This is a genomic window from Pseudomonas taiwanensis (genome assembly GCF_013393345.1).
Lineage (GTDB): Bacteria > Pseudomonadota > Gammaproteobacteria > Pseudomonadales > Pseudomonadaceae > Metapseudomonas > Metapseudomonas resinovorans_C.
The window spans coordinates 324,268-345,558 of record NZ_QJRF01000061.1 but is presented as its reverse complement, the minus strand read 5'-3'; the positions used below and the strand labels follow the sequence as shown (position 1 = coordinate 345,558).

Annotated in this window: 21 protein-coding genes; 10 read left to right on the top strand and 11 right to left on the bottom strand. The window is 65.1% G+C overall.

Translation table 11 applies throughout. The annotated features are described in order from the left end of the window. Positions 1-191 precede the first annotated feature (191 nt). On the top strand, positions 192-1,040 hold the full coding sequence (locus DM872_RS16030) for an ATPase (protein ID WP_179060410.1): 849 nt from the start codon (positions 192-194) through the stop codon (positions 1,038-1,040). Between the two features lie 143 nt (positions 1,041-1,183). On the opposite strand, the gene DM872_RS16025 is transcribed toward DM872_RS16030, so the two are convergent. From DM872_RS16025 to DM872_RS15985, 9 genes are all read right to left on the bottom strand, one after another. Then, positions 1,184-2,491 (bottom strand): OprD family outer membrane porin, encoded by a 1,308-nt coding sequence (locus DM872_RS16025; protein WP_179060409.1) that lies wholly within the window; start codon positions 2,489-2,491, stop codon positions 1,184-1,186. 187 nt (positions 2,492-2,678) lie between these two features. After that, positions 2,679-3,458, bottom strand: coding sequence for an IclR family transcriptional regulator (locus tag DM872_RS16020; protein WP_373273716.1), 780 nt, complete (start codon positions 3,456-3,458; stop codon positions 2,679-2,681). Positions 3,459-3,537: 79 nt separating this feature from the next. Beyond that, positions 3,538-5,019, bottom strand: coding sequence for an amidase (locus DM872_RS16015; protein ID WP_179060407.1), 1,482 nt, complete (start codon positions 5,017-5,019; stop codon positions 3,538-3,540). Further along, positions 5,020-6,345 carry a citrate-proton symporter gene (locus DM872_RS16010; protein ID WP_179060406.1) on the bottom strand — a complete coding sequence of 442 codons (1,326 nt, stop codon included), beginning with the start codon at positions 6,343-6,345 and terminating at the stop codon, positions 5,020-5,022. Positions 6,346-6,371: 26 nt separating this feature from the next. Then, a complete protein-coding gene (locus DM872_RS16005) occupies positions 6,372-7,583 on the bottom strand; it encodes a M20 aminoacylase family protein (RefSeq protein ID WP_179060405.1) in 1,212 nt (403 codons plus the stop codon). Positions 7,584-7,787: 204 nt separating this feature from the next. Further along, a complete protein-coding gene (locus DM872_RS16000; RefSeq protein ID WP_179060404.1) occupies positions 7,788-8,120 on the bottom strand; it encodes an amidase in 333 nt (110 codons plus the stop codon). After that, entirely contained in the window at positions 8,117-9,229 is a 1,113-nt protein-coding gene (locus DM872_RS15995; protein WP_179060403.1) for a serine hydrolase domain-containing protein, read from the bottom strand. Before DM872_RS15995 ends, DM872_RS16000 begins: the two co-directional genes overlap by 4 nt. Positions 9,230-9,335: 106 nt before the next feature. Next, complete coding sequence (locus DM872_RS15990; RefSeq protein WP_179060402.1) at positions 9,336-10,121, bottom strand: MBL fold metallo-hydrolase; 786 nt, start codon at positions 10,119-10,121, stop codon at positions 9,336-9,338. Positions 10,122-10,996: 875 nt separating this feature from the next. Then, positions 10,997-11,884 (bottom strand): acyl-CoA dehydrogenase family protein, encoded by an 888-nt coding sequence (locus DM872_RS15985; protein ID WP_179060401.1) that lies wholly within the window; start codon positions 11,882-11,884, stop codon positions 10,997-10,999. A gap of 138 nt (positions 11,885-12,022) precedes the next feature. Between DM872_RS15985 and olsB the strand changes: the two genes are divergently transcribed. Then, the gene (olsB, locus tag DM872_RS15980; protein ID WP_077526702.1) at positions 12,023-12,793 is read left to right on the top strand and encodes an L-ornithine N(alpha)-acyltransferase; all 771 of its coding nucleotides are present in this window, start codon (positions 12,023-12,025) and stop codon (positions 12,791-12,793) included. 9 nt (positions 12,794-12,802) lie between these two features. After that, positions 12,803-13,576, top strand: coding sequence for a lysophospholipid acyltransferase family protein (locus DM872_RS15975; protein ID WP_179060400.1), 774 nt, complete (start codon positions 12,803-12,805; stop codon positions 13,574-13,576). A gap of 7 nt (positions 13,577-13,583) precedes the next feature. On the opposite strand, the gene DM872_RS15970 is transcribed toward DM872_RS15975, so the two are convergent. After that, positions 13,584-14,465, bottom strand: coding sequence for a universal stress protein (locus DM872_RS15970; protein WP_179060399.1), 882 nt, complete (start codon positions 14,463-14,465; stop codon positions 13,584-13,586). Between the two features lie 71 nt (positions 14,466-14,536). Then, entirely contained in the window at positions 14,537-15,118 is a 582-nt protein-coding gene (locus DM872_RS15965) for an acyl carrier protein phosphodiesterase (protein ID WP_179060398.1), read from the bottom strand. A gap of 124 nt (positions 15,119-15,242) precedes the next feature. On the opposite strand from DM872_RS15965, the gene DM872_RS15960 reads away from it, so the two are divergent. From DM872_RS15960 to DM872_RS15930, 7 genes are all read left to right on the top strand, one after another. Continuing rightward, positions 15,243-15,551, top strand: a complete 309-nt coding sequence (locus DM872_RS15960; RefSeq protein WP_077526707.1) for an ArsR/SmtB family transcription factor — start codon at positions 15,243-15,245, stop codon at positions 15,549-15,551. Positions 15,552-15,596: 45 nt separating this feature from the next. Further along, positions 15,597-16,760: an MFS transporter gene (locus tag DM872_RS15955; RefSeq protein WP_179060397.1), complete on the top strand. Its 1,164-nt coding sequence runs from the start codon at positions 15,597-15,599 to the stop codon at positions 16,758-16,760. A 15-nt stretch (positions 16,761-16,775) separates the two neighbouring features. After that, positions 16,776-17,825: an alkene reductase gene (locus tag DM872_RS15950; protein WP_179060396.1), complete on the top strand. Its 1,050-nt coding sequence runs from the start codon at positions 16,776-16,778 to the stop codon at positions 17,823-17,825. 278 nt (positions 17,826-18,103) lie between these two features. Continuing rightward, on the top strand, positions 18,104-18,685 hold the full coding sequence (locus DM872_RS15945; RefSeq protein ID WP_179060395.1) for a YceI family protein: 582 nt from the start codon (positions 18,104-18,106) through the stop codon (positions 18,683-18,685). Then, positions 18,682-19,839, top strand: a complete 1,158-nt coding sequence (locus tag DM872_RS15940; protein ID WP_179060556.1) for a phospholipase D-like domain-containing protein — start codon at positions 18,682-18,684, stop codon at positions 19,837-19,839. The genes DM872_RS15945 and DM872_RS15940 overlap by 4 nt, the downstream gene beginning before the upstream one ends. Before the next feature lie 81 nt (positions 19,840-19,920). Further along, positions 19,921-20,532 carry a DUF2846 domain-containing protein gene (locus tag DM872_RS15935; protein WP_077526715.1) on the top strand — a complete coding sequence of 204 codons (612 nt, stop codon included), beginning with the start codon at positions 19,921-19,923 and terminating at the stop codon, positions 20,530-20,532. Between the two features lie 105 nt (positions 20,533-20,637). After that, on the top strand, positions 20,638-21,219 hold the full coding sequence (locus DM872_RS15930; protein WP_077526717.1) for a DJ-1/PfpI family protein: 582 nt from the start codon (positions 20,638-20,640) through the stop codon (positions 21,217-21,219). Positions 21,220-21,291 lie beyond the last annotated feature (72 nt).

Here is a 21,291-nt window from a genome sequence, read left to right as displayed (position 1 = left end):
TGGCTACTGGCTAGCAAGCCCCGTACCAGGCTGGAAAGCCCGGAACTGCTGGGCCCTGGCGTGGTCAATCGATTGTCGCCGCCCCTGTGCAGTGCACCCCGCACCGCCGTGGCGCGACGCTGAAGACCGCCGTTGGAACCGGTATACTCCCGGCCATTCGCGGTTCTGCGTTTCTCTCCAAAGGTCCCCCAATGCGCAACGACGCTCTCGACGAAGTGGATGATGTCCCCAGCCTGACTACCGATGCCCGTGATCGCGACGAGTTCGGCCATCACCCGGTGGCCGAGCCCGTACATCGCCACAACAATGGTTATTCAACCGCCGCTCCCGTGACCAAGGGCGCCAGCACCGGCCCGCTCTGGGCCCTGGTGGTCGCCCTGGTCGTCGCCCTCGCTGGCCTCGGCTGGTGGAGCTTCCAGCAGATCAGCCTGATGGAGCAGCAGTTGGTGGCGACCCAGGAAAGCTTCGCCCGGATCAGCGAAGAGGCGGCCGGCCGCATCCAGGACATCTCCGGCAAGGTGGTGGCGACCGAGTCCAGCGTGACCAGCGGCAGTGAGTCCACGAAGCTGCAGATCAAGCAGTTGCAAGCCAAGGTCGTCGAACTGGCCAAGCAACAGCAGGCCGCCAGCGCCCAGTTGGGCAGCCAGGGCAAGCGCGTCGATCAGCTCGCGGCGGATGTGAAGGCCGCCCAGGGCGCCGCGACCCAGGTGGGCAGCCAACTGGCCAGCAAGCTCGACGGCCTGGTCAGCGAACAGGGCAAGCTCAAGGCCGCTCAGGGTGACATGGCCCAGTTCGACAGCCGCCTGAAGGGCTTGGGCAGTGATGTCGAGGCGCTCAAGAAGCAGGGCAACCCGAACCAGGCGATCAAGGGCCTGGAGCAGGACCTGCTGGTGCTGCGCAGTGAACTGGACAACCGCCCGGCTCCGTCCCAGGGCGCCAGCACTGCCGAGTTCGACGCCTTCCGGGCGCAGATGACGCGCAATATCAGCACCCTGCAAAGCCAGGTGCAGAACCTGCAGCAGCAGCTCAATACGCGCTGATTCTCGCTGTTATGACGAAAGCCCCCGTGCCTTGTGGCATGGGGGCTTTGTCGTTCTGGCTTGCGTAGGAGCGAGCTTGCTCGCGAACAGTTCCAGCGGGGCGCCCATTCGCCAGCAAGCTGGCTCCTACCCCGGTGTGCGCTTCAGAGCCTGAAGACATAATTCAGGTAAAACCGCTCCGCATTGTGGGTAATGATGCCCGCCGGCCCACGGGAGATAGTGGTGCGCTCGATGCCGTCCGGTTGGCCCTTGGTGTGGAATTCGTTGTGCAGCCACGCCAGGCTCAGGCCCTTGAACAGGCCCCCGAAGTTGTATTGAAGGACACTCTGGAATTCACGCCGGGAGAATCCGTCATAACCGGTCGCGTGATCCGAGAATGCATAGTGGACATCCAGCCTTAGTTGCGGAATACCAATAGCCGAGAAGTTCGTTCCACCCATCAGCTTGAACATTTCTTCATCTTCCACGCCGAAGAAATAGAACAACTTTGCACTGCTGTTCCAGGCGCCATGATCCTTGCTGAAGAACAATCGATCGAAGTCGTCCCCTCGGACTTTGTTGTAAGTCATGCCGGCGTAATAGTTTGCCGTACGGTATTTCGCGGAAAGATCGATAAAGCGCGCGTCGTGGGAGGTTTCCGCTTCATAGAGTCCGGGTACTCCCTGGTAATCGAACAGGTCGCCGGCATCCTGCTGCATACCGTGGGTGGCGTAGAGGTCGATGAAGCGGCCGGCACCCAGGTCGAAGCTATGTTCCAGCTTGACGGAGGCGGCGCGCAGATAGCGCTCGGACTCGGAATACTCGGCCAGCAGCCGGCTGCCGAACGGCATTTGATAGGCAAGGGCGAATAATTGGAGATGGTCGATCTGCTCGCCGCGGAAATTGCTCAGGTCGTCTCCCCAGCCATTCTCGTTGCGCGGACTGAACTGGTTCACCCGGCTGTAACGCAGGTTCAGGCCACCAATGCGGTAATCCGCATCCAGGCCTGTGGTGCCGGCGGGAAGGATGCGGGTGGCGTCGTCGAAGTACTGGGCGTAGCGGCGCACCTTCTTGCCGCCGCCCACCACCAACTCGCCCGCGTCGCCCTGGAGGCGGCCGCGCAGGTAGGCCTCCAGGGGTTTGGCCAGGCCGTGGGGCGACTGCACCGAATCGTCGGGTTCGAGGTTGCTGATGCTGTTGGCTTCGTCGCCGATGCGCAGGTCATCGGCCAGGCCGTAGCTGTAGTCCACGCCCAGCACATCCCGGTACCAGCCGGAATTGAAACTGAACTGGGTTCCCTGGACCCATTCGTCGCGGGTGGGGCCGACCCCGTCGCCGTTGTTTTCTTTCCAGTAGAACTGGCTGTAGCGAACTGTCGTGATGCTGTCGTTGATAAAACCGTCGGCACTTGCACTTCCTGCCAGTAAGAGTCCGGCAATCCCTGCCAGATACTCGCAGCGAACTCTGCACATCTCATCACCTTTATTCTTGTGTTATGACGAAAAGACCGGTTTTCGGGTCGTGGTCTATTGTCGATTCACACGAATAAAGGGCAATTCAATTGGGTTCCGCGCTGTGGAATCACAGTTCCAAACGCGAATGAAAAGAGTCCGCCGAGTCGCCGGCGAATACTTTTCAGCGAGTGGGGTAAGTGCGCTCTCAGCCGAGATTTTGCTGCAACTGGCTGACGGTATTGGCGAGTTTTCCGAGATGGCGCTCCTGCACGCTTTCGACGCTATTGGTATCGCGCGGCCAGTGCAGGGCGATGCTGCCCACCAGGCGTCCCTGGCTGAGTATCGGCAGTGCCACGGCGCGGATCAGGAAGGGCAGGCGTATCGCGTATTCCCACGAGCCTTCGGTGCGCTCGCCGAAGCCCCGGTTGTGGGTCTGCTCGTGGGCGCGCAACAGCTCGTCACCGCTGATCCGGTGGTGGTGCGCCAGGCGCTGGACCTCGGCACTGTCCAGCTCGCCGAGGCATGCCTTGCCCATGGCCGAATGGAACAGGCTGGCGCGCAACCCGATCACCAGGCGATTGCCCGGGTATCGCTTGCGCAGCACTTCCGGAATGGAGCTTTCCATCACGTGCAGTTCGTCGCCGTCGAAGTACGACAGGTCGGCCACCAGCCCGGTGCTCTCGCTCAGCTCCAGCAGCAGCGGTGCGGCCTGCTCGACAAGGAGCCGGCTGAAGCGCTGGGTGGGGTTGCCGAACAGGCGGCGGGAGCACAGGCGATAGCGGCGGTCGCACAGGCCTCGATAGAGCCAGCCCTGCTCCTGCAGGGTATGCAGCAGACGCGAGACAGTCGCCTTGGGTAGTCCCGTGAGGTAATGCAGCTCTTCCAGCCCCAGTTCCTGATGCTCGCCCAATAGCTCGACGATCGCCAGCGCACGCTCCACCGACCTCACCGTGCCGCCATCGTCTTTACCTTGCGTGTCCGCCACCTGCCGCGCCTCCCGGATGTGCGTTCCGAAAACGCTGCAAGATCGGGACCCGAAGGCGCCGGAGATGCCGTCCATTGGCTTATTCAGCCTCTTTGAGCAAGGACGGTGGGCAATTGCGCACCCATTGGGTGAGCTGCTCGTGGGCGTGGGCGAGTTGCAGCACCGCCAGGTCTGCCTGCGCCGGGCCCATGATCTGCAAGCCCATGGGCAGGCCCGCGGGGTTGAAACCGATCGGCACGCTCATCGCCGGTATGCCCGCCAGGGTGGCGCCGATCACCACTTCCATCCAGCGGTGGTAGGTGTCCATTTCCTGGCCCGCTATGGCCTTAGGCCAGTGCAGCGTTGCATCGAAAGGAAACACCTGTGCACTCGGGAGCAGCAGGAAGTCGTAACGCTCGAAGAGTTTTTCCACGGCCCGGTACCAGTCGCTGCGGTCGACCGACGCCTGATACACGTCCGCGGCGCTGAGGCCAAGGCCGCTTTCCACTTCCCACACGGCCTCGGGCTTGAGCAGTGCGCGCCGGGATGGATCGGCGTAGGCGGCGCCGAGGCTGCCGCCCACCAACCACTGTCGGTGCACGAGCCAGCAGCGCCAGAGCCGGTCCATGTCGAACGCCGGCAAGCAGTCCTCGACCACGCAACCGAGGTCGCGGAAATCCGCCAGGGCGCCTTCACACAGGGCCAGCAGGCCGGGTTCCATTGGCAGGCGACCGTTCAGATCGCCCAGCCAGCCAATGCGCGCGCCGGCAACGTCCCGCTGCAGCGGCCCGATCAGGTCGGCCGTGCTGGAAAGGGCCAGCGGCGTCGCGCGGTGAGGGCCGGCCTGGGTGCGAAGCAGCGCTGCAACATCGGCCACGCTGCGGCCCATGGGGCCTTCCGTTCCCAGTTGCTGGACGAACAGCTCGGGCGTGGGCCCGAAGGGTACGCGACCCTGGGACGGGCGCAGGCCGTAGACATTGTTGAAGGCCGCCGGATTGCGCAGCGAACCCATCATGTCGCTGCCGTCGGCCACCGGCAGCAGGCGCAGCGCCAGGGCCGCCGCCGCGCCACCGCTGCTGCCGCCGGCGCAAAGGCTCGGATCGTAGGCATTGCCGGTCGTACCGAAGACGCTGTTGTAGCTCTGCGAACCCAGGCCGAACTCCGGGACATTGCTCTTGCCGATGAAGACCGCCCCGGCGGCGCGCACCCGCGAAACGGCGATGGCGTCGTGCTGGGCGACAAGCCCTGCGAACAGTGGCGAGCCCATGCTGGTCGGCAGTCCGGCGCAGGCGGCCAGGTCCTTCACCGCCTGGGGCATGCCGTGCATCCAGCCCAGCCATTGGCCCCGGGCCAACTGGCGGTCGCGCTCATCGGCCTCGGCCAGCAGTTCCTTGGCAGGGCGCAGCGCAACCAGCGCATTGACCCTGGGATTGAAGCGCTCGATCTGGTCCAGGTAGGCCTGCATCACCTCGCGGCAGGACACCTGGCGCGAGCGGATGGCCTCCGACAGCGGCAGGGCGTCCAGCGCGACGATTTCCTGCTGCAGGGTGGCGTGGGGGAGGTTGGTTTCGAAACGAGTCATTCACAGGCTCCGGGCAGTGGCGAGCAGGTCGCGGCGTTGGCGGCGTTCCAGGGCGGCGGGCGCGCCTTCGCGCAGGTAACAGGTGGCAACGAGGCCGACAAACGAGGCGAAGAGCACGTAGTAGGCGGGGGCCACCGGCGTGCCGCCCACCTGGGTCAGCCAGGTGACGATGAACGGGGCGAAGCCGCCGAACAGCATGACGGCGACGTTGTAGGCGAACGCCAGGCCGGTGGAGCGCACGCGGGTGGGGAACTGCTCGGCCACCGCAGTGGGCGCCGGGCCGTAGGAGACGCCGATCATTGAGCAGAGCAGCAGTTGCATCACCAGCAGGCGCTCGATGCTGGGGGCCTGGGCGACCCAGGAGAACAGCGGGTAGACCAGCAGGAAGAAGGCCAGGGTGCCGCCGAACAATACCGGGCGACGGCCGATGCGGTCCGAGAGGGCACCTGCCAGCGGGATGATCACGGTCATCAGCGCGACGGCCAGCATCTGCACCATGAACACCTGGTCCAGCGGCAGGCCGAGCTGCTTGTGGGCGAAGGTCGGCATGTTCACCAGCACCACATAGAACGCCACGGTGCCGCTGATGGTGCCGCCCATGGTCGCCAGCACCGCGCGGCGATGTTCACGCAGCACGCGCAACAGGCTGAAGGACTCGCCCTTGTGCTCGTCCTGGGCATCCATGAAGGCCTCGGTTTCTTCCATGTGGCGACGCATCCACAGCCCCACTGGGCCGATCAGCAGGCCAAGGATGAACGGAACCCGCCAGCCCCAGCTGTCCAGCGCTTCAGGGGAGAGGCTGTGGGTCACCACGGCGCCCATGCCCGCGCCGGCGAACACCGCCAGGCACTGGCCGAACAGTTGCCAGGCGCCATAGAGACCCCGGCGGTTGGCGGGCGCGCTTTCCACCAGGAAGGCCGTGGCGCTGGCGTACTCGCCGCCGGTGGCGAAGCCTTGCAGCATGCGCGCGATGACGATCAGCAGCGGTGCGCCGATGCCGATGGCGGCGTAATCCGGGGCGAAGGCGATGAGGGCGATGGACAGGGTCATCAACAGGATGATGAGTTGCATGGCCGCCTTGCGGCCCTTGCGATCGGCATACATGCCCAGCAGCACGCCGCCCACCGGACGCATGAAGAAGCCCACGCCGAAGGTGGCCAGGGCCATCAGCAGCGAGGCGTATTCGCTGTCGGAGGGAAAGAACAGTCGGGCGATGATGCTGGACAGGAAGCCGTAGACGATGAAGTCGTACCACTCGAGCGCGTTGCCGATGACGGCTGCGGTCACCTGGCGGGCGCGTGAGGTTCCGCTGTGGGAAGCGTGCATGGGTAAATCTCCGGAAACGGGTTGGGCTAGGCGGCAGTGGCAGAAGCCTGGGAAGGCGCGACGGAGTCCTGGAGCCAGGTTTCCGTCAGCGCGGCCCAGTACGCGGCGCCGCGCACCAGGATTTCGTCGTTGAAGTCGTATCCGGGGTTGTGGACCATCGGCCGCCCGGCACCGCTGCCGTTGCCGATGAAGAGGTAGCTGCCGGGGCAGCGTTGGAGCATCCAGGCGAAGTCTTCGCTGCCCATCACGGTCGGGGCTTCCAGTACCTGGTCGGCACCGGCGAGCTCCACACCGATACGCCGGGCGAAGTCGGTTTCCGCCGCGCTGTTGATCAGCACCGGGTAGGCCGGACGATGTTCGATGCTGGCGCGGCAGCCGAGGCTTTCGGCCTGGCTGTGGATGATCGCTTTCACGCGTTCGAGCACCTGTTCGCGGACCTGGGCGTCCAGTGCACGCAGGCTGAGACGCAGCAGCGCTTTTTGTGGAATCACGTTGGCCGCCTCGCCGGCCTGCAGGGCGCCGACGGTGACCACCGCCGCCTGTTGCGGATCGACATTGCGGCCGACCACGGTCTGCAGCGCCATCACGGTGCTGGAAGCGGCTACCAGTGGGTCGACGGCGAGGTGCGGCATGGAGCCGTGCCCGCCGACGCCTTCGATCACCACTTCCAGCAGGTCCTGGGAGGCCATCAGCGGGCCTGCGTGGAAGCACAGGTGGCCGGCTTCCAGGCCCGGCATATTGTGCATGCCGAACAGCGCTTCGCAGGGGAAGCGTTCCAGCAGGCCGTCTTCGAGCATGGCTTCGGCGCCACCCTGGCCTTCCTCGGCAGGCTGGAAGATCAGGTTGAGGGTGCCCTGGAAGTTGCGGGTCGCGGCCAGGTAGCGCGCAGCGCCCAGCAGCATGACCGTATGCCCGTCGTGGCCGCAGGCATGCATGCGCCCCGCGTGGCAGCTGCTGTACGCCAGGCCAGTGTTCTCGACGATGGGCAGGGCATCCATGTCGGCGCGCAGGCCGAGGGTGCGGCGAGAGTCGCCATTGCGCAGCACGCCGACCACGCCGGTGCGGCCGATGCCGCTGTGCACCTCGTAGCCCCACTCCGTCAGCAGGCGGGCGACCAGGGCGGAGGTGCGCTGCTCTTCGAAGCCGAGTTCGGGGTGGGCGTGGATGTCCTGGCGCAGTGCCTTCAGGTCGGCGTCGATGTCGTCGAGCCAGGCCTGGATATGGGCGTAACGGGTCATTGTTGTTGTTCTCCTCGTTGGGGCGGCAGCCGCCTTTCGCGGCTGGCCTTCAGCTAACCGCGAGGAGGAAAGGAGAACAATCGAAGGTGGTTCCACAGGGTGGAACAGGGGGAGAGCAGCCTTGGGCTTCGCTCCGCTCAGCCGCAACCTACGGGGATGTCGGGGCGTTCCGTAGGTGGGTCTGAGTCCACGAAACCCAACGCGTCAGAGCGTGCTGTTTGCCTCGGGCATGAGCCGGCAACCCTGGTGCGGACTGACCCACGCGGCGGTGCTGCTGCGTCCGAGGCCGCTGGCAGTCACGCGCTTGTGCTCGGCGTCGTCGAGGAAACCACTGGTGGGCACGTATTGCTTCACATAGCCCTGGCAGTAATCGGCGTCGTTACCCATCACATAGCGGCAGGAGCAGTACTCCTTGGCGGTGTAGGCGCTGATGATGTCGGGGAAGGCCGCCAGGTGCTGGCGATTCTGCCAGGCCAGGGCGGCCAGCAGGATGAGCGCGAGCACCAGCAGGCTGAGAACGGGGCGACGGGCGATCACGGCTGCACCTCCGGGGCGAATGCGGCCAGGGCCAGCTTGAGGAAGTCGTTGTGGTGGTAGCTGCCGTCTCGATCATCGGCGTAGCGCACGATCACCAGTTTCTGGCTGGGCAGCACGTACAGCGCCTGACCCCAATGGCCGAGGGCGGCGAAGGCATCTTCCGGGGCATCCGGCCAGGGTTTGGCGCTGCCTTCGACTTGGGCGTTGAGCCACCAGTGGCCACCGGGGACGGCCTCTCCAGGCTTGGCCGGGTCGGCTCGATACTCGGCGAAGGGCTTGCGGTTGAAGGCGACCCAGTCCGCCGGCAGGAGCTGACGCTCGCCCCAACGGCCGCCGCGCTGCATCAGCAGGCCGACACGTGCCAGGTCGCGGGCCGTCAGGTAGCTGTAGGAGGAACCGACGTAGGTTCCGGACGCGTCGGTTTCCCAGACGGCCGAGCGAATGCCCAGGGGTTCGAACAGTGCCGTCCACGGGTACTCCGCGTAGGCCTTCTCGCCGACCATGCCGCGCAGCGTGGCAGACAGTACGTTGGTGTCGCCGCTGGAGTAACGGAAGCGCTTGCCGGGCACCGCATCCAGCGGGTGTGCAGCGGCGAACGCAGCCATATCGCCACGGCCACGGGTATAGAGCATGGCGACCACCGAGGACTTCAGCGGGGCGTACTCGTAGTCCTCCTGCCAGGCGAGCCCGGAGGCCCAATGCAGCAGATGGTCGAGATGGACATTGGGGTGGCCGGCGAAGGCCGGGTAGTAACGCGAAACCGGCTCGTCCAGCTTGAAGCGGCCCTCGCCATAGGCGACGCCGAGGACGGAGGCCAGCAGGCTCTTGCTCACCGACCAGGTGAGGTGCGGGGTGTCTGCGCGGGTGGGGCCGGCGTAGTGCTCGTAGATGAGCTCGCCATCGCGGATCACCACCACGGCATCGGTGCGCACGCCCTTGCGGCCGGCATCATCGCGCTGCGGGAAGGCATAGGACTCAAGGGCTTGCACGGCGGCGGTGCTGGGCGCCGGGGCTTGTTGCCAGTCGGCGGTGGGCCAGGTTTCAGCCTGGGCCAGCCCGGCCAGCAAGCCGAGCGCCATGGCCAGCGGTCGTAGAACGGGGATGGGCATTGTTCGGCCTCTTCTGGTTTCGAAGGGCGAACCTAGCACGGCCTTTGTGACGGTAAAAAGCGCCGAACGCGCCGGCTGCTGTGGCTATTCGGCGCGATAAGTCAGTTCAGCGCGGCAACCGGTAGTCGTCCGGGCCGAGCAGGTCGAGACCGCATTCCAGGTTCTCGATCCAGTAGAGGAAGGCACTGATCATTTCCTGGCCAATGAAGGGGCGACCGTGCTGCGGGACGATCATCTCCACGTCCATGCCGCGCACCATGTCGACCCAGAGTCGGCAGACCTTGTTGCTGGCCATGTAGCGGCGATGGAAGCCTTCCATGTTCGGCACGTGGTTGACGAAATCGCGTACTGGTGTGGCGTCGTCCACGAGCGACGCCCCCATGTCGCCGGAGAAGAGGATGCGGCTGACCGGATCATAGAGCTGGAAGTTGCCCACCGAGTGGAGGAAGTGCGCCGGCACGGCCTTGAGCTGGCAGCGGCCCAGGTTGATGGACTGGCCGCGGTCGGGCAGGGCGATGATGCGGTCGTAGGTGGAAATACCGTGGCTGATGGCCAGGTAGTTGGCCGTCAGGTGGGGCAGGAAACGCGCCCAGAGCTTGGAGCAGATCACCCTTGCGCGGGTGTGCAGCAGCCATTTGTCGAGGGACGCGATGATGTCCGGGTCCTGGTGGGAAGCGAAGATGTAGGTCAGGTCCTGCACCGGCATGTGCTTGGACAGCTCCAGTGACAGCGGCGTGTAGGTCAGGTCGCCGCCCGGGTCCAGCAGCAGGTATTGCTCGTGGTCGGTGATCAGGAACTGGTTGGACTGCACGCCGTCGCCGCTGACCAGGTCGTCGAACATCAGGCATTGGTGGGAGCCGTTGTCGAACAGCACGATGGGGTCGCGACGCATGTAAACCTCGATAGGAAAAGCGACGCGCAGATGTAAGGCATTTCTGAAGGACGGGTGCTGACTTGAGTCAATTCAGACTGGCAGGCCGTGCTTTTTGTGGGGGCGATTTCAATCGCGAATGAATGCGCCGCTGGCTCTTGTAGGTTGGTCTGAGCTGTGCGAAGCCCAACTCGAAAGGTCCGCGTGGCAGCTTGTTGGGCTTCGCTGCGCTCTGCCGCAAACTACGGGAATCAGGCCATGCCAAACGGTAGGTTGGTCTGAGCTACGCGAAGCCCAACGCGAAAGGTCCGCGCGGCAGCTTGTTGGGCTTCGCTGCGCTCTGCCACAACCTACGGGGGCAGGGCATGGCAAACGGTAGGTTGGGCTGAGCTACGCGAAGCCCAACGCGAAAGGTCCGCGCGGCAGCTCGTTGGGCTTCGCTGCGCTCTGCCACAACCTACGGGGGCAGGGCATGGCAAACGGTAGGTTGGTCTGAGCTACGCGAAGCCCAACATGAAAGGTCCGCGCGGCTGTTTGTTGGGCTTCGCTGCGCTCTGCCACAACCTACGGGCGCAGGGCATGGCAAACGGTAGGTTGGGCTGAGCTATGCGAAGCCCAACGCGAAAGGTCCGTACGAATGCTTGTTGGGCTTCGCTGCGCTCTGCCACAACCTACGGGAGTTCAGGGCATGGCAAACGGTAGGTTGGTCTGAGCTACGCGAAGCCCAACACGAAAGGCCCGCGCGGTTGCTTGTTGGGCTTCGCTGCGCTCTGCCACAACCTACGGGGGCAGCGCATGGCGAACGGTAGGTTGGTCTGAGCTATGCGAAGCCCAACGCGAAAGGTCCGCGCGGTTACTTGTTGGGCTTCGCTGCGCTCTGCCGCAACCTACGGGGATTAGGTCATACCCAGTGCTGCCAGCGCCTTCTCCAGGCGTTTCGCCCTCGGTCCGCTGGCGATTTCCAGCACGCCCTGGTCGCGTTTCCAGAGGTCGGCCCACTCCGCCGGACCGCTGGCGAAGGCGGTATCCAGTTCCGGCTTCAGCGCCTTGAACTCGGCGAAGAGCGCGGCCAGCAGCAGGTGCATCGTCGGGGTGGTGGCGCATTGGCGGGAAACTTCGGCGGCGCCGCTGAGCAGGCCCAGCAAGCGCAGTTGCAACGCTTGCGGCCAGGCACTGTCGCGGCCCACGCCGTACAGCCAGGCCACCATCGCGGCGAGGACGTGAAGGTCTTCGATGCTGCGGAAGGGCTTCACGTAGGCATCCCAGCCATCGCCGGCCAGACGTTCGCAATGGGCGCCTTCAAGATGCAGGCGGGCGTGGGGAACGTCGGGCATCAGCGGTAACGGTTTGAGCTGCTCGACCTGCACACCGGGAGCGCCATTGCGAACCGCCACCAGCGCCAGGCGTGGAGATTCGCCCTCTCGCTCTTCGCGGGCCGCCACCAGCAGCCAATCGGCGGCCTCTCCGGCCGTGACGAAATCCTTGCGACCACTGAGGCTGAGGTTGGCCAGGCGCGTCTGCATGTCCGCCGGACGCACGCTGCGGTTCTCGGTGACGCACAGCGCGCCCAGGCTCAGCGGCGCTGATGGCCAGAGCAGTCGCAGGGCGCCCTGGTAACCCGCGAGGAAGGCCAGTCCGGGCGCAGGCGCCAGCTTGCCGCCGAGGACGGCGAGTTCGAAGGGCGTGACCTCGCCCAATCGGTCCAGCAGAGCGCCGTACCAGTCGTCCAGGGGCTGGCCGGACGGCAGGCGGGCGGAAGCTTCGAGCAGGCGTTGCCAGGGCATTGGGGATTCCTCGAGGGGGTTGTCATGCAAGCATCATGAGACCGTCATGGGTGTGACACCGGGTCTACCTAGCCTGAGCTTGCACAACAAGATCGTCCGGCTGCAACCGGGATCGAGCCGGCCTACGGAGGCTTATTCATGACCCAGATCGCCATGACCCGCGACAGTGTCGCACCCAACGGGAAAAGCCCTCGCCGCCTGCAGGCCGAGCGCCTGGAAGGCATCGCTGCGCTGCGTGAGGCGCAGGCCCTGCGTTTCCGCGTATTCAGCGCCGAGTTCGACGCCAAGCTGCAAGGTGCCGAGTTCGGTCTCGACATGGATGACTACGATCCGCACTGCGAGCACATCGGCGTGCGCGACCTGGACAGCGGCGAGCTGGTCGCCACCACCCGCCTGCTCGATCACCAGGCCGCCCACGACCTGGGCCGCTTCTACAGTGAAGAGGAATTCAGCCTCCACGGACTCGGCGAATTGCAGGGCCCGGTGCTGGAAATCGGCCGCACCTGCGTCGATCCGGCCTACCGCAATGGCGCGACCATCGCCGTGCTCTGGGGTGAACTGGCCGAGGTGCTGAACCAGGGCGGCTACCGCTACCTGATGGGCTGCGCCAGCATTCCCATGCAGGACGGCGGTATCCAGGCCCAGGCCATCATGCAGCGCCTGCGCGAGCGTTACCTGTGCACCGAACACCTGCGCGCCGAGCCGAAGAACCCGCTGCCCATGCTGGAGCTGCCGGGCAACGTGATCACCGAGATGCCGCCGCTGCTGAAGGCCTACATGCGCTTGGGTGCGAAGGTCTGTGGCGAACCCTGCTGGGACCCGGATTTCCAGGTGGCCGACGTGTTCATCCTGCTCAAGCGCGATGAGCTCTGCCCGCGTTATGCCCGCCACTTCAAGGCGGCGGTCTGAGGGCCGGGCATGCTGAAATCCGTACGTTTCTACGCTCGCGTTATCCGGCTGCTGGCGGTTATTGGCCTCGGCCTGTCACTGGCCGCCTGGGTGACCTTACTGGAGCGTCTGGGGCGCACTGAGCTGATGGCCACCCGGCAACGCCTCACCCGCTGGTTCCTCAGGCGCCTGGGCGGTGCCTTGCCGTTTCGCGTACACGTCAGCGGCCGCGTGCCGGATCAGCCGATGCTGTGGGTCAGCAACCACGTGTCCTGGACCGATATCCCGCTGCTCGGTGCCGTGGCGCCGTTGTCCTTCCTGTCCAAGGCCGAGGTGCGCTCCTGGCCGGTTGCCGGCTGGCTGGCGCACAAGGCCGGCACGCTGTTCATCCGGCGCGGATCGGGGGATAGCGGACTGGTTGGGCAGCAACTCGCCCGTCACCTGGGCGATGGCCGCAACCTGCTGATCTTCCCGGAAGGCACGACCACCGACGGCAGCTTGCTGAAAGCCTTCCACAGTCGCCTCCTGACCAGCGCCGTGGAGACTGGCGTGCCGGTGCAGCCGGTGGCCATCCGTTACCTGCGCGATGGCCTGCGTGATGAGGTCGCGCCCTTCATAGGCGAGGACGACCTGCTTTCGCATCTGGTCCGCCTGCTGCGCAGTGACCGGGCGGAGGTGGAAATCCAGCTGCTCGAACCCGTGTCGAGCCAGGGACTGACCCGCACGGTGCTCAGCCAGAAAGCGAAGGGCGCCGTGCAACTGGCGCTCTTCGGAGAGGAGGAAGACGAGGCGTTGGCCGCCTGAGTGGGGGTCAGGCCTTGTCCTTGTCCGGCCAGCGGATTGGCGGCACCGCGAGGATGTCGCAGTCCAGCTCGCGTATGGCGGCATCGGCGACGCTGCCGATCAGTATCCGCTTCATGCCGGTCAATCCCCGCGTGCCCATCACCAGCAGGTCGACGGGGTCGCGATCCAGCACGCGCCGCAGAGCGGTCATGGGCTGGCCTTCTTCGATCAGGCGCTGATCGATGAGGGCACCCAGCTCTTCGCGGAGCAGGAACTCATCCAGCGCAGCCGTGGCACGGCGGCGTTCGTCGGCGCCGTAGTCACCGGGGATCGCCCCGACGCCGGCAGAGGCCGCCAGCATCATGGCGCCGCCCAGCGGGTCGAAGGCATGCAGCGCCTTGGCGCCGGTCTTCGGCAACAGACCCAGTGCGTCGGCGGCACGCACCGCCTGGGCGGAAGCCGGGGAGCAGTCCAGGGCCAGCAGGGGCATCAGGTAGTCGTCTTCAGCCGCCTTGTTCACCAGCAGGATCGGTACATGGCTGGTGCGCAACAGGCGCTCCAGGGTGGTCCCCGTGAAGATGTCGCGCAGTGGGCTCTTGCGGTGGCTGCCGACGACCAGCAGATCGATTTCGGCCCAGCGGGTGCAATCGGCGATGTGCTTGGCCGGGTCGCCCACTTCCACCCAGATTTCCGGCGCGCGGCCGGCCAGCTCGGTGAAGAAGTCCATCTGCTCGTTCAGATAACGGCGGACCTGTTCCACTTCCAGCTCGATGCGCAATTGCGGCTGGTCTTCGTCGACCACGTGCAGGATGAACCAGGGGCAGTTGAACTGATGGGCCAGGCGCGCCGCCCGCCGCAGGGCGCGGTCGGAACGGTTGGAAAGGTCGGTCGCGAGCATCAATGCTTTCATCTGGCACCTCCAGTAGCGGATTCCTGTAGGCCCATTCCACTGCAGATGTAAGAAGTTTCCCTTGATGCAGATCAACCGTGGCTTTGCTGGGTTCCTGCGAATTGCTGGAGCTGTGGATAAAACTGCCGGAAGTCATCGCTGAGGGGCAGGTACAGGGCTTCCAGCTCGGTCATGGCGCCGGCCAGTCTTTCGGGACGGGAAAAGCGTCGCGAAATACCGTTGATGACCAGTTCCAGCGTCTCGAACTCCCGGTAGCTCCCCAGCCAATCCTGCGCGGCCATGCGGGGCGCGATGAGGGCCAGGCGGCCGGGCAGTTCAGGTTCGTCGCCCAGGACCTGGTAGACGTGGTGGGTGAAGGCGTCCAGCGGTTCAGCGGCGTAGAGCTGCCAGTCGCGGGCCAGGCAATGGTCGAAGAAGACATCCAGCAGGATGCCGGCGAAGCGCCGCCGCTCGCTGGGAAAGCGCAGCTTGGCCTGGGTGATGAGGGGATGGCTGTCGGTGAAGGCGTCGATGCGCCGGTGCAGGCGGATGCCGGCTTCGATATCCGCCGGCCAGCGCCCGGCAAGCGGCCCTTTGACGAAGTCGCCATAGAGGCTGCCGAGCAGTTGCGCGGGCTGCGAGCCGCCGAGATGGAGGTGAGCGAGGTAGTTCATTGGCCGAGCTTAACTCAGAGACGGTTTTATCATGGCGGTCGATGATGACTATCGGCACAAACGATCCCATATCGACCTTTCTCGATATAAAGTTCGTTCCATCTCGATATACGAATCCACCGCCATGAGCACACCCATCGACCTCGACGAAATCATCAAGGCACTCGCCCATCCAGTGCGACGGGAGATGCTGCAGTGGCTCAAGGAACCGGAAAAGTACTTCGTCGAGCAAGACCACCCATTCGAAATCGGCGTCTGCGCCGGCAAGTTCGACCAACGCTGCGGGCTGTCCCAGTCCACCGTCTCGACGCACCTGGCGACCTTGCAGCGCGCCGGACTGGTGACCAGCCGCAAGGTGGGCCAATGGAACTTCTTCAAACGCAATGAAGCCGTCATCGCTGAATTTCTTCGCCAGATGAGCGACGAGCTGTAACTGCAGCACCTGCCACAACTCGAAAATCTTCCCAGGAGCAGGCCAATGCCTACTGCGCTTCTCGTCCTCGCCTTGTCCGCTTTTGCGATAGGCACAACCGAATTCGTCATCATGGGCCTGCTGCCCGAGGTGGCCGCCGACCTCGGCGTGTCCATCCCCGGTGCGGGCTGGCTGGTCACCGGCTATGCGCTGGGCGTCGCCATCGGCGCGCCATTCATGGCGATGCTCACCTCGAAGCTGCCACGTAAGCGCGCTCTGCTGGTGCTGATGGGCGTGTTCATTATCGGCAACCTGCTCTGCGCCATCGCCGCCAACTACGGCCTGCTGATGCTGGCGCGTGTCGTCACCGCGCTCTGCCATGGCGCCTTCTTCGGTATCGGTTCGGTGGTGGCTGCGAGCCTGGTGCCGGCCAACCGCAAGGCTTCCGCCGTCGCCCTGATGTTCACCGGCCTGACCCTGGCCAACGTGTTGGGCGTTCCCCTGGGTACCGCCCTGGGCCAGGTCGCCGGCTGGCGTTCGACATTCTGGGCCGTGACCCTGATCGGCATCGCTGCGCTGATCGGCCTGTGGCGGATACTGCCGCGCCAGGACGATGAAGAAGCCACCGACATCCGCGCTGAATTCGCTGCCCTGCGGGGTGCCGGGCTGTGGTTGGCGCTGTCCACCACCGTGCTGTTCTCCGCCGCCGTGTTCTGCATCTTCACCTACGTTGCGCCGCTGCTCGGCGAGGTGACCGGCGTTTCGCCCCGAGGCGTGACCTGGACCCTGTTGCTGATCGGTCTTGGCCTGACCCTGGGCAACGTGATCGGTGGCCGTCTGGCCGACTGGAAGCTGGCACAGACCCTGATGGGCGTGTTCGTTGCCCTGGCTGTTGCCTCCAGTGCCCTGACCTGGACCAGCGCCGCGCTGATCCCCACGGAAATCACCCTGTTCCTCTGGGCCACCGCCGCATTCGCCGCCGTGCCGGCCCTGCAGGTCAACGTGGTGAACTTCGGCAGCGCCGCGCCAAACCTGGTTTCCACCCTGAATATCGGCGCCTTCAACGTGGGCAATGCCCTTGGCGCCTGGGTCGGAGGCCTGGTCATCAGCCAGGGCTACGGCCTCACCACTGTTCCCCTGGCCGCTGCCGTGCTGGCGATCCTCGCCCTGATAGCGACCCTGCTCACCTTCAGCAACCGTACTCCCGAGCTGCAAGCGGCTCTCGACTGACCCGAGGTAAATGACATGCCCACGCTCTTCGACCCGATCAAGATTGGCGACCTGGAACTTTCCAACCGCATCATCATGGCGCCGCTGACCCGCTGCCGCGCCGACGAGGGCCGCGTACCCAACGCCCTGATGGCCGAGTACTACACCCAGCGCGCGTCCGCCGGGCTGATCATCAGCGAAGCCACTTCTGTCACGCCCCTGGGCGTCGGTTACCCGGATACCCCCGGCATCTGGTCCGACGAGCAGGTGAAGGGCTGGAGCAACATCACCAAGGCGGTCCACGGCAACGGCGGCAAGATCGTCCTGCAGCTCTGGCACGTTGGCCGTATCTCCGACCCGAGCTACCTGGACGGCGAAGCACCGGTGGCACCCAGCGCCATCGCGGCCAAGGGCCACGTCAGCCTGCTGCGTCCGCTGCGTGGCTATCCAGTGCCGCGCGCCTTGGAAACCGAGGAGATCGCCGATATCGTCGACGCCTACCGCGTCGGCGCGGAGAACGCCCAGGCCGCCGGTTTCGACGGTGTGGAAATCCACGCTGCCAACGGCTACCTGCTGGATCAGTTCCTCCAGGACGGCACCAACAAACGCAGCGACCAGTACGGCGGCTCAATCGAAAACCGCGCCCGCCTGCTGCTGGAAGTCACCGATGCCGCAATCAAGGTGTGGGGCGCCGGCCGCGTCGGCGTGCACCTGGCACCGCGCGCTGACTCCCACGATATGGGTGACTCCGACCTCGCCGCGACTTTCGGTTACGTCGCCCGTGAACTGGGCAAGCGTGGCGTGGCCTTCATCTGCGCCCGTGAGAAGGAAGGCGAGGACAGCCTGTCACCGCAACTGAAGGAAGATTTCGGCGGCGTATTCATCGCCAACGAACGCTTCACCAAGGACAGCGCCGCTGCCTGGCTGGAAAGCGGCAAGGCCGATGCCGTGGCCTTCGGCATCCCCTTCATCGCCAACCCCGACCTGCCCGAGCGCTTGCGCCTGGATGCACCGCTGAACGAACCGCGTCCGGAACTCTTCTACGCCAAGGGCCCGGTGGGCTACATCGACTACCCGCGCCTGTAACGCGCAACGGGCCTTGTAGGGGCGAATTCATTCGCTGTGTCTGCAGCAAGTGTTGCAAGTAGCTGCATTGCCCGTAGGAGCTGGCTTGCCAGCGAATAGTCCCATTTCGCTAGCAAGCTAGCTCCTACAAGGCCCCAAAGTTCGTTTCCTCTGGTAGCTTTGCATCCATTGTCCGTCCGTCGGGACCGCCCCAAAGGGGAACCCGGCGGCGATTCGTGTGACCAATGGAGTCCGGCCGAAGTCTTCCGGCCGTCAGCGACATGCCAAAGGAAGCCCGCATGCACAAATCGATACGCCCACTCATTGCCCTGCTCGCCGCGCTGGCGCTGCCGGTCCACGCAAGCTGGTACCTGGACAACGAGTCGTCGCGGATATCCTTCATCTCCACCAAGGCCGGCAGCATCTCCGAGGTACACCGCTTCCTCACCCTGCACGGCAAGATCGGCAAGGATGGCAAGGCTCACCTGCGCATTGAGCTCGAGTCGGTCAGCACCGGCGTTCCGCTGCGCGATCAGCGCCTGCGTGATCAGTTCTTCGACATCGCCAACTACCCCGAGGCCGAAGTCAGCGCCCAGCTGGATCTGCGTCCGATCACCGACCTGGCACCCGGTGCGCAACTGGAGCTGGGCCTGCCGCTCACCGTGAAGATTCGCGACAAGCAGCAGCAATACCGCGCGGAACTCCTGGCCACCCGCCTGGACGACCATCGCTTCCAGGTGGTGACCCTGGCGCCGCTGGTGCTTCAGGTGGAGGACTTCGGCCTGACCTCTGCACTCGATGGGCTGCGCAAGCTCGCCGGCCTGCCGGGCATCAGCCTGTCGGTACCGGTAGGTGCCGTGCTGATCTTCACGGAGCGCTGATGGGGCAGATCTTCCCCTGGAAGTCCGGCAACCGCCTCGAGTTGCTGATCGACGGCCCGCAATTCTTTCCGACCATGCTCACCGCCATTGCCCGGGCGGAGTACCAGGTCGCGCTGGAGTTGTACCTGGTGGAAGACGGTCGCTGCAGCGAGGCGCTGGTGGATGCCCTGTGCGTCGCCGCCGTGCGCGGCGTACGCGTGCGTTGCCTGTTCGATGATTTCGGCAGCCTGAAACTCGGCCGCGCGCTTCGTGATCGGCTCAACGATGCCGGGGTGCTGCTGCAGTTCTACAACCCGCTGCGCTGGCGAAGCGGCTTCGGGAACCTGTATCGCGACCATCGCAAGATCCTCGTGGTGGATGATCGCCTGGCCTTTGTGGGCGGCACCGGGGCAACCGACGAATTCTGGGACCCGGCCCAGGAGATCAGCCGCTGGCACGAGGTGATGGTGGCTATCGAAGGGCCGCTGGTGGCGCACTGGCAGCTGATCTTCGACTACCAGTGGCTGGCCAATCTCGGCCGCCGCCCGTGGAAATCGGGAGAGGCGCCGGGCCTGAAGCACCTGCCGCCCTATCCGGCGATGGGCGAAGGGCTTGGGCGCCTGGCCTACGCCGATGCCAGTCAGCATCGCGACATCGTCCAGTCACTGGTGCGCAGCATTCGTACTGCGCGCAATCGCGTGTGGCTGGCGACGCCCTACTTCCTGCCGAGCTGGAAGGTTCGCCGTGCCCTGATCAAGGCCGCACGACAGGGTGTCGAGGTGCGCCTGCTGCTCACCAGCCGTCACACCGACCACCCGCCGATACGCTTCGCCGGCCAGCGTTACTACCCGCGCCTCCTGCGTGCCGGGGTGCGGATATTCGAGTACCAGAAGCGCTTCCTGCACCTGAAAATGGCGCTGGCCGATGACTGGGTCAGCGTCGGTTCCTGCAACTTCGACCACTGGAACCTGCGCTTCAACCTGGAGGCCAACGTCGAGGCGCTGGACCTGAATTTCACCCAGGCAGTCGATGCCTGCATGCGCCAGGATTTCTCCGATAGCCGCGAAATCACCATGGACGACTGGCATGCCCGGCCGCTGATCAAGCGCCTGCGCCAGCGACTCTGGGGCTGGCTGGACCGCCTGGTGGTGAACCTGCTCGACCGGCGCCGTTAGCGGGGCGCCGCACTTTCGTCGGGTGCCTGCGGATAGATGCCGGGCTAGGCTTGCTCCACTACAACAAGAGGGAGTGGCTGCATGGGCCGCCGATATCTGCCGATCCTGCTGCTTTGCGCCGTGCTGGGCGGCTGTTCCACCCCCGGTGCGTTCTTCGGTGCAACCCAGGGGCCGGCATTCCAGGCCGTCGCACCGAGCGATGCGGAGCACGCGCTGGTCTACCTGTACCGGCCGCAGAGTCAATGGGCCGACCAGGAACTGGAAGCACCGGGCCTCTTCCTCAACAACGAACTGATCGGCAGCCTGCCGAGCAACGGTTACCTGGTGCTGGAGTTCGATACCGCCAGCTACAAGCTGGAAATGCGCCGTCCGCTGTTCGGCAGCTACTGGACCCTGTTCGCCGACGGCCCACTGGATTTCACCCTCATCACGTCATTCGTCCTGGACGCGGCGGGCGGGCGTACGTACTACCTGCGTTACGACGAACTGGACCCGCCGCCGAAGAACAGCGACCAGCCCGGCGCGGGCAATGGGCCGCTGCAACTGGTGGAGGAATCCCTGGGCAGCCAGGAAATCACCGCTACGCGCCAGGTGCAGCCGAGCGAGCGGATCGCCGCCAGCGGCGAGATGGTACGTCCGCAGGAAGGGTTCTGGCGGGGCGTGGGCCAGGCGCTGGACAAGATCGGCATCTGACGTTCGGCACGCCTGTAGTAGGGGCCTATTACCCGCGATCGAAGGACGGCGCGGATAATTGGCTACCTTTGAAGCCTCAGGGCTTCCAATCCAGGAGGATGCGAAATGGCCGCGAAGAAGATTCTGATGCTGGTCGGCGACTACGCCGAAGACTACGAAACCATGGTGCCGTTCCAGGCCCTGCTGATGGTCGGTCACACCGTGCACGCCGTGTGCCCGGACAAGATAGCCGGCCAGAGCGTGCGTACCGCCATTCATGATTTCGAAGGCGACCAGACCTACAGCGAGAAACCGGGTCACAACTTCGCCCTCAACTTCGACTTCGCCAAGGTCAAGGCAGAGGACTACGACGCCCTGCTGATCCCGGGCGGCCGCGCGCCGGAGTACCTGCGCCTGAACGCCACCGTGCTGGAGCTGGTGAAGGCCTTCGACAAGGCTGGCAAACCCATTGCCGCGGTTTGCCACGGTGCCCAGTTGCTGGCGGCTGCCGGCGTCCTGGAAGGGCGCGAGTGCAGTGCTTATCCGGCGTGCGGTCCGGAAGTCAGGCTTGCGGGCGGCCAGTATGTGGATATCCCGGTCGATGCCGCGCACACCCAGGGCAACCTGGTCACCGCCCCGGCCTGGCCGGCGCATCCTGCGTGGCTGGCGGCGTTCCTCAAGCTGCTCGGGACGAAGATCGAGCTGTGATCGTAGGTTGTGGCTAAGTTGTGCGAAGCCCAACAATCGAGTGCGTTGGGCTTCGCTACGCTCTGCCACAAC